Source organism: Ideonella sp. (assembly GCF_044358605.1).
Taxonomy (GTDB): Bacteria; Pseudomonadota; Gammaproteobacteria; order Burkholderiales; family Burkholderiaceae_C; genus Ideonella.
The window spans coordinates 23,756-36,434 of record NZ_JBIKNQ010000006.1 but is presented as its reverse complement, the minus strand read 5'-3'; the positions used below and the strand labels follow the sequence as shown (position 1 = coordinate 36,434).

The 12,679-nt window shown below is 64.1% G+C and carries 10 protein-coding genes; 3 read left to right on the top strand and 7 right to left on the bottom strand.

The features are described 5' to 3' along the window. Positions 1-98 precede the first annotated feature (98 nt). Together ACIQ3Q_RS03540 and ACIQ3Q_RS03535 are read right to left on the bottom strand one after the other, a co-directional pair. Positions 99-857 (bottom strand): sulfite exporter TauE/SafE family protein, encoded by a 759-nt coding sequence (locus ACIQ3Q_RS03540; RefSeq protein ID WP_396267670.1) that lies wholly within the window; start codon positions 855-857, stop codon positions 99-101. 264 nt (positions 858-1,121) lie between these two features. Then, positions 1,122-2,792, bottom strand: coding sequence for a GMC family oxidoreductase (locus ACIQ3Q_RS03535; protein ID WP_396267596.1), 1,671 nt, complete (start codon positions 2,790-2,792; stop codon positions 1,122-1,124). Between the two features lie 286 nt (positions 2,793-3,078). Here ACIQ3Q_RS03535 and ACIQ3Q_RS03530 point away from each other — a divergent pair, with 286 nt between their 5' ends. Further along, positions 3,079-5,412: a calcium-binding protein gene (locus ACIQ3Q_RS03530; protein ID WP_396267595.1), complete on the top strand. Its 2,334-nt coding sequence runs from the start codon at positions 3,079-3,081 to the stop codon at positions 5,410-5,412. Positions 5,413-5,444: 32 nt separating this feature from the next. On the opposite strand, the gene creD is transcribed toward ACIQ3Q_RS03530, so the two are convergent. Continuing rightward, positions 5,445-6,890: a cell envelope integrity protein CreD gene (creD, locus tag ACIQ3Q_RS03525; protein ID WP_396267594.1), complete on the bottom strand. Its 1,446-nt coding sequence runs from the start codon at positions 6,888-6,890 to the stop codon at positions 5,445-5,447. Between the two features lie 178 nt (positions 6,891-7,068). Here creD and ACIQ3Q_RS03520 point away from each other — a divergent pair, with 178 nt between their 5' ends. Beyond that, complete coding sequence (locus tag ACIQ3Q_RS03520) at positions 7,069-8,055, top strand: helix-turn-helix domain-containing protein (protein WP_396267593.1); 987 nt, start codon at positions 7,069-7,071, stop codon at positions 8,053-8,055. A gap of 149 nt (positions 8,056-8,204) precedes the next feature. Further along, on the top strand, positions 8,205-8,933 hold the full coding sequence (locus ACIQ3Q_RS03515) for an alpha/beta fold hydrolase (protein WP_396267592.1): 729 nt from the start codon (positions 8,205-8,207) through the stop codon (positions 8,931-8,933). Between the two features lie 7 nt (positions 8,934-8,940). Here ACIQ3Q_RS03515 and creC read toward each other — a convergent pair whose 3' ends face one another. From creC to ACIQ3Q_RS03495, 4 genes are read right to left on the bottom strand one after another with little or no spacing between them, the layout of a single operon-like run. After that, the gene (gene creC, locus ACIQ3Q_RS03510; RefSeq protein WP_396267591.1) at positions 8,941-10,407 is read right to left on the bottom strand and encodes a two-component system sensor histidine kinase CreC; all 1,467 of its coding nucleotides are present in this window, start codon (positions 10,405-10,407) and stop codon (positions 8,941-8,943) included. A gap of 9 nt (positions 10,408-10,416) precedes the next feature. Continuing rightward, the gene (creB, locus tag ACIQ3Q_RS03505; RefSeq protein ID WP_396267590.1) at positions 10,417-11,124 is read right to left on the bottom strand and encodes a two-component system response regulator CreB; all 708 of its coding nucleotides are present in this window, start codon (positions 11,122-11,124) and stop codon (positions 10,417-10,419) included. A gap of 4 nt (positions 11,125-11,128) precedes the next feature. Further along, positions 11,129-11,770, bottom strand: coding sequence for a MarC family protein (locus ACIQ3Q_RS03500; protein ID WP_396267589.1), 642 nt, complete (start codon positions 11,768-11,770; stop codon positions 11,129-11,131). A gap of 55 nt (positions 11,771-11,825) precedes the next feature. Beyond that, a complete protein-coding gene (locus ACIQ3Q_RS03495; protein WP_396267588.1) occupies positions 11,826-12,611 on the bottom strand; it encodes a helical backbone metal receptor in 786 nt (261 codons plus the stop codon). Between the last annotated feature and the right edge of the window lie 68 nt (positions 12,612-12,679).

Below are 12,679 nucleotides of genomic sequence, written 5' to 3'. Positions count from 1 at the left end.
ACGAATCTACGGCGCAGAGCCTACCGACTCACCGCAGGCACAGGCATCGGCGTCTACCCTTGGAGTTTGTCAGTTCCACACGCAGTCACGGCTTGGCTTCAACGCAAGAAGGCGTCGTAGCCGGTCTTGCAAATGAGGGCGCCCACCACCACGATGAACACCCCGCGCACAAAGCCCGCCCCGTGCTTGAGCGCCAGGCGCGTGCCCAGCAGGCTGCCTGCCACATTGGCCACAGCCAGCACGGCGGCCATGTGCCACCAGATGTGGCCCTTCCAGGCAAACAGGCCGATGGCAGCGGCATTGGTGGCCATGTTCAGCAGCTTGGCGCTGGCCGAGGCATGCAAAAAGTCGTAGCCCAGCAGGCGCACAAACAAGAAGACGAAAAAGCTGCCGGTGCCCGGGCCAAAGAAGCCGTCGTAAAAACCAATGCTCAGGCCCATGCCAGTGGCCAGCCAAGCTTCTTGGCGGCCTTCAAAGCGGGGCGCGTGCTCGCGGCCTAGCTCTTTCTTGGCCAGGGTGTAGATCAGAATCGCCAGCAGGATCAGGGGCAAGGCCTTGCGCAGGCCCTCGGCGCTGATGAGCGTGAGCACCCAGGCCCCGGCAAAGCTGCCCACCAGGGCGGCAGCCACCGCAGGCGCCAAAGCCCCCCAGCGCAGGCTGACGCGACGGGCATATTGGCTGGCCGCCCAGGCCGTGCCCCAGATGGCGGCACCCTTGTTGGTGCCCGAGAGCGTGGCGGGCGCCGCCGTGGGAAAGGTGGCAAACAGCGCGGGCAAGAGCACCAGCCCGCCGCCGCCCACAATGGCATCCACAAAGCCAGCCAGGGCGGAGGCCGCCGTGACGATGATCCACTCCAACATTGCTGCGTCCAGACGGTTTGCGCCAAAGCCGACGATGGTAGCACCCCAAAGACAAAGGGCACCAGCGGTGACTGGTGCCCTTGCTTTGCGTTGCGTCGTGACTGCCTTGACCCGGATGAGGGCCGCAGCCTGGCTCGATGAGTTCTGGTTATCGGCCCGACAGTTTGTCTCCTCGGACCCCCATCAACGCGGCACCCCGTGAGGGTGCATCGCTGAGAGTGAGCGCACTGTAAGGGGGCGCGGGCGCGCCTCACATCAGTGCTAACCCCGGGCGACGGGTGTTTGCAACATCCACTCGGCGGCCTTCTCGGCCAACATCAGCACCGGTGAATTGGTGTTTCCACTGGTGATCAGCGGCATCACGCTGGCGTCGGCAATGCGCAAGCCCGCCACGCCCCGGAAGCGCAACTGCGCATCGACCACCGCCGTGGGGTCGTCGTCGCGGCCCATCTTGCAGGTGCCCACCGGGTGAAAGATGGTGGTGCCGATGTCCCCGGCCAAACGCGCCAAGTCTTCGTCGCTTTGAAACTGCACGCCGGGCTTGATCTCTTGGGGCTGATAGCGGGCCAGCGCGCTTTGGTTGACGATGCGGCGGGTCAGGCGCAGCGAGTCCGCCGCCACTTGCCGGTCTTCAGGCGTGGAGAGGTAGTTGGGGCGGATGGCGGGCGCGGCTTTCGGGTCTGCCGAAGCAATATCCACCCGGCCGCGCGAGGTGGGGTTGAGGTTGCAGACGCTGGCCGTGAAGGCATTGAAGCGGTGCAGCGGCTCGCCAAAGGCGTCCAGCGACAGGGGTTGGACGTGGTACTGCACATTGGGGTGCGCCTGCTCGGGAGAGGAGCGGGTGAAGGCCCCCAACTGCGAGGGCGCCATGCTCAAGGGGCCGCTGCGCTTGAGGACGTACTCCAAGCCCATCATCGCCTTACCCCACAGCGAATGCGCCATGGTGTTCAGCGTCTTGACGCCACTGACCTGATAGACCGAGCGGATCTGCAGGTGATCTTGCAAGTTAGCACCCACTGACGGCAAATCTCTTTGCACGGCAATGCCGAGGCTTTGCAGGGTCTCAGCCGGGCCTAGGCCTGAACGCTGCAAGATGGCTGGCGTGCCGATGGCGCCGGCGGTCAGCACGATCTCGGTGGTGCAGCGGGCTTGCACGGGCTCGCCGCCCTGCTCGGGAATGATCTCCACGCCCACCGCCCGCAGCGCGCCTTGCGCGTCCGGCTCCAGCAGCAGGCGGTGAACGGTGGCGCCCAGCCAGATCTGCAAATTAGGGCGCGGAAAGGCCGGCCGCAAGAAGGCCCTGGCGCTGTTCCAGCGAAAGCCGCTGCGTTGGTTGACCTCGAAGTAGCCCACGCCTTCATTGCTGCCGCGGTTGAAGTCTTCGGTGGCGGGCACACCGGCCTGCTGGGCAGCCTGGGAAAAGGCGTCCAAGATCTCCCAAGACAAGCGCTGCTTTTCCACCCGCCACTCGCCGCCGGCACGCAGGCCCTTGGAGTCAAACCCGGGTGCTGCGTGGAAAGCGTTCTCGCCCTTCCAGTGGTCTTCGTGCCGCTTGAAGTAAGGCAGGCACTGGTCCCAGCGCCAATGCTCGGCCCCGGTGAGCGCGGCCCATTGGTCGTAATCCCGCGCTTGTCCGCGCATATAGATCATGCCGTTGATGCTAGAGCAGCCCCCCAGCACGCGCCCACGCGGGTAGCGCAGCGAGCGGCCATTGAGCCCCGCATCGGGCTCGGTCTTGTAGAGCCAGTCGGTGCGCGGGTTGCCAATGCAATAGAGATAGCCCACAGGGATGTTGATCCACACATAGTCATCGCGCCCACCGGCCTCGATCAGCAAGACCTCGCGCTCCGGGTCGGCCGACAGCCGATTGGCCAACAAGCAACCGGCCGTGCCGCCGCCAATGACGATGTGGTCGTAGGTTCTGGAACTCATGGATGCAAAACAGCTAGGGGGATGGGACAGTGTGCCGCATGACAAGGCACCACCGCACGACGCGCGCCCATGACACAGCCCGGGTGAACCCTTAAGGCTAGCCTGCCGGGCAGGTCGGTTCAATCTAGGGGGTACCTCTCACGAAACCCCGGCAGCGCCTGACCTCGCCGCCGAAAATTCGCACGCCCCAAGAAGCGATGCTACGCGCGCCAACGCAAGGTGACCAGCGAGCACGAACGGGCCAACACAGTCAAATTTCAAAGCAGCCACGGAGCGAGGAGAGACCATGAGCCAACGCCTATTCACCCAGCGTGTACGCCACCCCTGGGAGTTGGACCCAGATGCCGCCGAGACCGCGCCATTCAGTCCCATCAAGTGGGACTTGTATGCCAGCACTTGGGCTGACCCGAGCGCTATCGGGGTGCAGCAGGTCATCGTGGGTACAGACGGCAACGACCACCTCACTGGAACCGGTGCGGCGGATGTGATCGACGGTCTTCAGGGCGCCGACACGATGGCAGGCGGGGCCGGCGACGATGTCTACATCGTCGATAACGCCACAGATGTGGTTGTTGAGGCCACCGAAGAAGGCTTCGACACCGTGCTAGCCAGCGTCAGCATGGCATTGAGCGCACATGTTGAAGACCTGATCCTGACAGGGGAGGCTATCCGGGGCACCGGCAATGACCTCAGTAACGTGATCCGTGGCAACGCCAGCAACAACGTCTTGTATGGCTTGGGCGGATGGGATGGCCTGTACGGCGGGGGCGGCGACGACACTTTGCATGGCGGCGAAGACGTCGATACCCTTTATGGAGACGACGGTAACGACATTCTGTACGGCGAGGCCGAACAAGACGTCATGCATGGTGGCAGCGGCGATGATCGCTTGGAGGGCGGGAGCGGCAATGACTTGATGAGCGGTGACAGCGGCGCCGATACCCTCATTGGCGGCGACGGGGACGATTACTTGGAGGGTGAGGCTGGCATCGATCAGATGCTGGGGGACGCCGGTAACGACAGCTTTGGTTTCCAAGCAACAAGCGCCACGGGCACATCAGGATTGATCGACGGAGGGGCAGGCATAGACCATCTGACGGTTGACCTGCGGACCACTGAAGCCGCCCTCACTTGGCGCAACGATCCGAATCAGGCCTTCACATTCCTGGGGACCAACATTAGGAGCATTGAAAGCCTGGGGCTCCTTCTTGGCAGTGGCAATGATGTAGTGACCAATCTGCTGAGCACTGGCCATGATCGGCTAGATGGAGAGGGTGGCAACGACTACCTCGCCTCTGGCGCCGGCAATGATTCCCTTTCTGGTGGCCTTGGCAATGACACATTGCTAGGCGGAGTCGGCGACGATCAGTTCGACGGAGGACTGGGCTCAGACTTGGTCTCGGGTGAAGCGGGAAACGACCATTTTCAGTATGGCGCCTTGGATGCCACTCAAAGCGGCTCCGACACACTGAGCGGTGGCGAAGGTTTTGACACTTTGAGTGCGTTGTGGGCATACAGCACCAACAATATCACCCTCATCAATAGCGCCTGCCAGACGCTACGGGCCGAGGGCGTGACCTTATCTGGGTTTGAGCAGTTCTATCTGGTGACTGGAGCAGGCAACGACAAGATTTCCAACGCCGGATTCAGCGGCAATGACCGAGTCGACAGTGGCGCAGGCCAAGACACCATAGACGGTGGAGCAGGGGCTGATACGCTCTCCGGGGAAGCCGGCAACGACAGCCTGCTTGGCGGTGATGGAAACGACTTTCTGGATGGCGGCATCGGATCCGACACGCTCTTGGGTGGTGCGGGCAACGACGAGTTTGTTGATGGCAATTACGCAGCGCCAGACGCTAGCCCCGATGTCATCAACGGCGGCATCGGTATCGACACCCTTACGGCCGAATGGAGCAATGCCTCCACCAGCATCGTCTGGCGAAACGATCCAAATGTAGTCAAGATCGTCTTAGGCAACAGCGTGTCTGGCATTGAGCGTCTGTACCTGACACTGGGCGAGCACAACGACTCCATCACCAATCTGGTGGCCGGGGGCAGCAACTACATTGAGGGTCGTGGCGGTAACGATTACATAGAGCTCGGCGCTGGCGCAGACACACTGGCGGGAGGTACAGGTAACGACACCCTGATAGGTGGCCGCGGAGCAGACGAGTTGTCGGGGCAGGAAGGCCGCGACACGTTTGTCTTCAATGGCCTGGATGCTGCCGACCTGATTTGGGATTTCAACGGCGCAGATGACGTTCTGCGATTTGACATGGCAGGGCTTCCAGTGGGTGACCGCGACAGACTTGTGGAGGGCGCTTGCGTCATCAACGGCCCGGGCGGCTTCTCGAACAAAGCCGAGTTGGTGATTTGCACTCAGAGCATTCAGGGAGAGATCACGGCGGAAAGTGCAGCACTCGCCATTGGCAGTGCAACAAGCAACTACGCCTTGGGCCAAACCTGCCTGTTCACGGTCAGCAACGGCAGTGATTCTGCGGTGTACTACTTCAAGTCCACCGATCGCAATGCCGTCGTCAGCGCCACTGAGCTGAAGCTGCTGACCACGTTGTTGAGCGCACCCACCACAACCATTGACGATTACATCTTTGGCCCCTGAACCCAGGGGGCGCCCATCGGGCGCCCCTCAGGTCAATCCACCGGCTTGCCGACTTCCGGCGCAGCCCGCGCATCCTCAAACAAGCGATACCAATCCACCCGGCGAGTCAGCCACATCACGGCGGCGACGGCGGTGAAGAGACCCACCGAGCCGATGACCAGCGCGGTTTGTTCGCGTTGCAGCAGCACGTACATCAAGCCGTAAAGCAGAGCCATGGCGCTGGCGAAGAGCAGGCCGGCTTTGCGCTGGCCCAGCATGTGGGCGGTGTAAGTGCCCAGCAGGGCCACGCAGGCGGTGCTGGCGGCGGCGTAGGCGATCCAGAAGGCGAAGTGTTCGGAGAGGCTCAGCAAGAGCAAGAAGAACAGCGTCAAGGCCAAACCCACCAGCGCGTATTGCACCGGGTGGACGCGGCGCACGCGGCCCTTGCCCAGCACCTCGACCAGGGCCACGGCCACAAAGGTCAGCGCAATGAAGAGCAGGCCGTACTTGGTGGCGCGGTCGCTGAGCATGTAGGGGTTGACCGGGTCGATGAAGGAGACGGCCAGGGTGTCCACGCAGCCTTTGGGAGCAACGGCTTCCGCGGCGGCTTCCGCTGAATAACGCAGTTCATCCATTGACCTTTGCGAGGTGCTCACATCGCACAAAGGGGCGTCGTCCAACACTTGCTTGGGTGCGGCCGAGGCCAATGAGGAGACCTGCCACTGCGCCTCGAAGCCGGTGTCGCTGACGTCGCGTTGGGTCGGCAAGAAGCGGCCACCAAAGGAGGGATGCGGCCAGTCGGAGCTGAGCTTCCAGGTGGTGGCGTTGGCGGCGGGCACCACGGCCAAGCGGGCGGTGCCCACCAGCTCCAGCTCGATGCGGGCGGTGACAGCGGCCTTGTCGTCGGCCAAGGGCCAGGGCGCGGGCAGCGTCACATGAAAGCCTTGTTTGTATTCGGCATGTTGGGTGCCGGGCTGCACCGCCAACTCGGTGCCCTGAACCACGGCTTTGGCTTGGCGCACACCGCGCACATCGCCCAGCGCCAGCAGAAGCACGGCGGGCTGGCATTTCAGCCGCCCATCGGCGCGCTCGGCCACGGGGCGCATGGCCTGGGCGCTGGCCCAGTCGGCCTCCAGGGCAAAGCGGCCCACATAGCCGTTAACTTTGAACAAGCCTCGGTAGCGGGGCTCGCTGTTCAGGCTGCTGGTGATGCGCAAGTTGTCAGGGGTGGATTGCAGCAGGAACTCGCGCTTCTCGACCACCTTCTTTTTGCTTTTGCCCTCGCCCTCGGTGCTGTCCCATTCCTCGGCACATTGGCGCTGCAGCAGTGGGCCCAACACGGTTTGCGCCCCGGCGTGTGACTGTTGCACGCTGCGCTCGGCCTCTTGCTGGCGCTCGGCGCGCTCGTCCACCAAGAAGCCAATGCGCGCCAACACGATGGTCAGCCCCACCGCGAATGCGCCCACGGCAAGAACTTTGCCCAGTACAGGAAATTTCATGTGATGGCCTCATCAAGCCCTTGTTCAGAAGGCTTGCAGCATCACGCCCTTGGGTGAGGGCAGCATGGGCTGTGTGAAGCGTGGGTGAAGTGAAGCGGGCGTTCACCCAGGTTTGGCTCTTAGCGCGCACCTCGTTAGTCCTCTTGCTCGCCTGAGGATGGGTTGATAGATTGCCGCCATGCCTGCAGTGCGCCCCACCCCTGCCCTCGGCCCGCGCGAGTGGAGCACCGCCGAGGCGCGCCCAGTCGAGCGCTTGGACTACTGGGTGGGTGCTATCTGCGAGGCTTTTTTGGAGATGGACTGCCACTCGCGTGCAGCGGAGTGCTTTGATGGCACGCTGACCCACCTGCCTTTGCAGCAGTTGGCCCTGAATCAGGTGTGCGCCTCCACGCAAGAGGTCTACCGCACGCCGGCCAACATCGCTCGCAGCAGCGCCCAGCCCTTCTATTTGATTACCCAAACTGAACAGCCTTGGCAGGTGAAGCAGGGCGGGCAGCGGCTGCAACTGCGGCCCGGCGATGTGGTGTTGGTCGATGCCGCGCAGCCCTATGAGCTTCACTTCCCGAACTCGGTCAGCTGCCTGTCGATACAGATGCCACGCAGCTGGGTGGGGCAGTGGCTGCGGACCATCGACACCCCCGCCGCTCGGGTGGCGCACCGTGAGCAGGGCTGGGGGCATATGCTGTCGGCACTCTGCGTTCAACTGGGGCGCCAACCCGGCTTGGCGCTCCAAACTGCGCCAGATTGGTTGGAGGGGCACTTCGGTGCCATGCTGAGTGCGGCCCTGGAGCCAACCCTTCTGGAACCCCCGCTGAGGAGCTGCCGAGCGCTGCATCAGCGCGCCGTATCCAGCATGCGCGAGCGTCTAGACCAGCCGGGCTGGAGCGCCACCGATCTGGCCTCTGACTTAGGCGTCTCACTGCGCACCTTGCAGCGTGCCTTTACGGATGTGGGTGAAACAGTGGCTGGCAGTTGGCGTGCGATGCGCATCGGCCACGCGTGCGCGCTGCTGTCGCAGCCCAGGTTGGCAGGCTTAGCGATGTCGGAGATTGGTCGGCGCTGCGGCTACGTCGACGCGTCGCACTTCTCACGAGATTTCCAGCGCTGCATGGGCAAGACGCCGCTGCGTTGGGCGCGGGAGCGGGGCCACGTTGTCCTTGAGTGACAGCAAGGTGGCAGCGGCGCATCTCGCTCAAGCGGCGTGATTGGGCAATCTGTGTGGCGTGAATCGACCATTTTGCAGGCCCATCAGCGCCTAGATTGGGGACGTGCGGCGTCGGCCGCCATCATTGAAACCTACTCTAGGAGAACCCCATGTCTGATACCTACGTGCTGGTTCACGGCGCCTGGCACACCGGCGAGTTGATGGAACCCGTCGCACAGCACTTGCGCGCCAAAGGCCACACCGTTCATTGCCCAACCTTGGCCGGTAACCGCCCCGGCGATGACCGCAGCAGCATGGGGCTGGACGAGGCGGTCGCATCGCTCGTGGACTATCTCAATCAGAACGACCTCCAGGACGTGCGCCTGATGGGCCACAGCTACGGCGGCATGGTGATCAGCCACGCTGCCGATCAGGTGGGCCACCGCATTCGGCGTCTGGTGTACTGGAACGCTTTCGTGCCTCTGGATGGCGAGTCCCTCAACGACTTGGTGCCGCCGCACTACGTGGCGCTGTTCGAGAGCATTGCGGCCAGCAACAAAGGCGCCGTGATGCTGCCCTACCCGATCTGGCGCGAATGCTTCATCAACGACGCCGATGCGGCCTTGGCAGAAAGCACGTTCGGGCTGTTGAATCCGCACCCCAACAAGACCTTCACCGACAAGGCAAAGCTGTCGATGCCGTTGGCGGCGATGCCCATGGGCAAGAGCTACATCAACTGCCAGCAAGACACGGCTTTGCCGCACAGCCTACCGTGGCACCCGCGCTTGTCTGAAAAGCTAGGCCTGTTTCGGCTGGTCGAATGTGCAGGCAGCCATGAGCTGTGCTTCACGGACCCGCAGCGCTTGGCAGATGCTATCGAGCAGGCCGGCAGGGATTGATCGGGCCTCACAGGCCAATGCTGGAAGGCAGGCGAATACTCAAGCGCAAGCCCGGCTCGGCGTTCTGGGCCGACCACGTGCCGCCATGCAGGGCCACCACTTGACCAACGATGGCCAGGCCCAGGCCACTGCCTTTGCGGCCATCGCTGGGATTGGCGGTGGCAAAGAAGCGCTGGCCCAGTTGCGGCAGCGCAAAGTCGGGCACGCCCGGGCCATGGTCGCGCAGGCTCCAGCACACTTGGCGGCCCTCGCGGCGCACGGCCAACTCCAGACTGCGCGGCTCGCCCTGTGCGCCGTGCTGGCAGGCGTTGACCAGGGCGTTGGAGAGGGCCAGGCCTAAGGCTTCGGCGTCGCCCATCACGGGCGCATGCTCGCGGGCCAGCCAGTGCACACTCAAGCCGCATTGGCTCAGGCGCGCAGCGTGCTCGGCCAACACGCGGTCGGTGATGGCCACCAGGTCGATAGGGTCGCGGTGGGCTGGGGCGCGCAGGGTTTCGAGTTTGGACAGGGCCAAGAGCTTGTCCACCAGCTCGCGCATGCGCTCCACCTGCCCCTCAATCTGTGCGGTAAATCGTTGACGGTCGCTCGGCGGTAGATCGTCTTGCAGCAACTCAGCCGCGCCCTGAATGGCCGTGAGCGGGCTTTTGAGCTCGTGGGTCAGGGCGCGCACATCGTGTTCCAGCCGGTCGCGCCCTTCCAGGCGTTGGCGCATGCGGTCCATGGCTTGGGCCAGTTCGCCCAACTCGCCGGGCAGCTCGGGCGGACGGGGTGCGGCGGCCAGGTCGCCCTCTGGCTGGCCCACGGCCAAGGCATAGCGGCGCAGGCGGCGCACCGAGGCCACGGTCCAGAAGGTCACGCCCAGGCCCACCAGCAACGACAAGCCCATCAGCCAAACCCCCGCCCAAAATATTTTGCGCTCGGCGCGGTCGATAAAGGGCGCGACGGTGGCCAGCGGTTTGCCCACCGTCACCACCCCAAGCAAGCGTCCGTCTTGCTGCACCGGGGCGGCGACAAACATCACCGAGGTCCGGTCATCGGTTTGCACCTCGCGGGTGGCGCGGGCGCCGTACTCGCCGCGCAAGGTGCGGGCCACGTCGCGCCAGCGTGAATAGTCCTCCCCCACGGCGGGCTTGGGGCCAGAGTCAAACACTACCCGGCCCGCAGCGTCGGTCACATAGACCCGAAAGTCGAGCGTGCGTTTGTTCAGGCCCCAGATCTTGGCGTCAATGGGGCGGCTGGCATAGCTGTGCACTTGCTGGGCAAAGGCCGTGCCCTCCAAGGTGCCGCCGGGCGGCAAGGCGGCCAAGTCGTCGGTGACGGTTTCGGCCAGCAGGTTGGCGGTGTCGATGAGGATGTCTTCCATCACCTCGCGCACGCTGGGTTTGACCTCGGCTAAGAAGACGCGCAGCACAAAGAAGGCCGCCAAGCCCGTGATCAGCAAAAAGCCGCCCAAGAGGCGCAGGCCGATGCGCATGGCGTGGCCTTAGCCGCCGTGGGCTGGCGGCAGCTCCAGCGCATAACCCAGGCCACGGTGGGTGGCGATGGGCTCCAGGTCGGGCCGACACTCGCGCAGCTTGGCGCGCAAGGTCTTGACGTGGGTGTCCACGGTGCGGTCTGTGGCCTCGCTTTGCAGGCCCCAGACTTGGTCGAGCAGCCACTCGCGGCTGCGGATGCGGCCGGGTGCACTCAGCAGCGTGGCCAGCAAGCGGAACTCCATACGCGTCAGGGCCAAGGTGTGGCCGCCAAAGCGAATGCGCTGGCCGTCTTCGTCCAGCTCAAACAGCGCGGCGGCTGCGGGCGCGGGCACAGTGGCCAAGCTAGAGCGGCGCAGCAAGGCGCGCAAGCGGGCCACCAGCTCGCGCGGGCTGAAGGGTTTGGTCAGGTAGTCGTCGGCCCCGGTTTCCAGCGCAATCACGCGGTCCATCTCCTCGGCCCGTGCGGTCAGCATCAGCACAGGCAGCGCGCGCAGGCGGGGGTCGGCGGCGGCACGCCACTGGCGGCACAGGTCCATGCCGTTACCGTCGGGCAGGCCCACATCCAGCACGGCCACGTCCGGGCGCTGCTGCTGGGCCTGCTGGTGGGCCTCGCGCACCAGCAGGTGGTGCTGCACCTCAAAGCCTTCGCGGCGCAGCGCAAAGACCACGGTCTCGGCAATGGCCGGGTCGTCTTCGAGCAGCAAAACCTGGGGCATGGGTTCAGCGGGCCAGGTGCGAACCCAAGACGGGGAAGAGCTTGAGCAGGCCATCTTGCAGCAGCTCCACCGCCATGGCCGCCAAGATCAAGCCCATCAGCCGGGTCATCACATTGATGCCGGTTTGGCCCAGCACTTTGGCAATGCGGCCTGCGGCTGAGAAAGCCAAAAACGTGGCCACACCAATCACCACGCCATAGCCCACCAGGGCCGCATGCTCCCAGAAGCTGCGAGTCTTCTCGGCATAGATGACCATGGTGGAGATGGTGGCCGGGCCGGTGAGCAAGGGGATGGTTAGCGGCACCACCGCAATCGACGAGCCCGAATCCGCTTTGGCCTGGCCTTCATCCACATCTTTGGCCCGGCTCTCGGCGGGCTGGGCGTTCAGCATGTTCAAGGCCGAGATCAGCAGCAGCAGGCCCCCGCCGACCTGAAAGCTGGCAATGGAGATGCCAAAGAACTCAATGATCTTCAGCCCCGCCACGCTGCTGATGGCAATGACCAAGAAGGCCGCAAAAGAGCTGATGCGGATGGTGCGCTGTCGCTCCTCTCGGCTCAGGTGCTGAGTGAAGTGAATGAAGAAGGGCACCACGCCAATCGGGTTGACGATGGCGAGCAGGGCAATCAGAGGCTTAATGAACTCCATGGCCGCGCATTCTGGCTGCTGCGCTGCCGATTGGCGAGCCAGGGCCTGGTAACAACTAACGCAAGGGACGCGACCCGCCCAAAAGCTGGGCCGCATAGCGCAAGCCAGCCGCCGCGCGCGGGCCGTACCAACTCAGCAGCTCGCCATCCACCAAGCGCACACGCGCCTGCGGGCACAGCGCTTGAGCCTGGGCCAGGTGTTGCTCGGTGAACTGATAGGGCTCGCTGGAGAGCCAAACCTCGTCCACAGCGGCCAGCCAGGGCTCATCACCCTGCAACACGGGGTAGCGCCCTGCGCCGTGCGGCCCACCCTCGACGTCGGGCCAGGTGTGGCCGCCCGCCTGGGCCAACAGGCGGCTGATGTAGGTGTCGCGGGCCACCGTCATCCAAGGCTCGCGCCAGATCAGGTACAGCACGTTGGGTGGCTGCGCAGGGGTCGCTGCGCGCACCTCGGCCAAGGCGCTCTCCAGCTCAAGCTTCAAGGCCTGCACACGCGGCAGCACCGGCGCCAAAGCCCCGAAGTGCTGGGCCATTTGCGCCAGTAAATCCAGGTTGTCTTCAGGGCCACAGGGATGGGTGACCACGATGTGGGGGACGAACTCGCGCAGGGCCTCGACCGTCTCCAGACGGTTTTCATCGACATTGACCAGCACATGCGTGGGGGCCAGGCGCCGCAGTTTGGCCAGGTTCACATCTTTGGTGCCGCCGACTTTGGGGACCGCACTCACCTCGGCGGCCGGGTGGATGCAAAAACCCGTGCGCGCCACCACCCAGGGGCCAAGCCCTAAGGCAAAAAGCAACTCGGTGAGGCTGGGGACCAGGCTAGCGATGCGTGTCTGCATAGGCCGGATGCTATCCCCACATAAAAACGACACTTTGTTGCTTTGCACTTTACTTCCAAAGAGAAATT

Bases quoted from the DNA above. Each gene is read 5' to 3' on its own strand.
- ACIQ3Q_RS03535 (WP_396267596.1), bottom strand. From the start codon at position 2,792: ATGAGTTCCAGAACCTACGACCACATCGTCATTGGCGGCGGCACGGCC.
- ACIQ3Q_RS03500 (WP_396267589.1), bottom strand. From the start codon at position 11,770: ATGGAGTTCATTAAGCCTCTGATTGCCCTGCTCGCCATCGTCAACCCG.
- ACIQ3Q_RS03495 (WP_396267588.1), bottom strand. From the start codon at position 12,611: ATGCAGACACGCATCGCTAGCCTGGTCCCCAGCCTCACCGAGTTGCTT.
- creC (WP_396267591.1), bottom strand. From the start codon at position 10,407: ATGCGCATCGGCCTGCGCCTCTTGGGCGGCTTTTTGCTGATCACGGGC.
- creB (WP_396267590.1), bottom strand. From the start codon at position 11,124: ATGCCCCAGGTTTTGCTGCTCGAAGACGACCCGGCCATTGCCGAGACC.
- ACIQ3Q_RS03515 (WP_396267592.1), top strand. From the start codon at position 8,205: ATGTCTGATACCTACGTGCTGGTTCACGGCGCCTGGCACACCGGCGAG.
- ACIQ3Q_RS03530 (WP_396267595.1), top strand. From the start codon at position 3,079: ATGAGCCAACGCCTATTCACCCAGCGTGTACGCCACCCCTGGGAGTTG.
- ACIQ3Q_RS03520 (WP_396267593.1), top strand. From the start codon at position 7,069: ATGCCTGCAGTGCGCCCCACCCCTGCCCTCGGCCCGCGCGAGTGGAGC.
- creD (WP_396267594.1), bottom strand. From the start codon at position 6,890: ATGAAATTTCCTGTACTGGGCAAAGTTCTTGCCGTGGGCGCATTCGCG.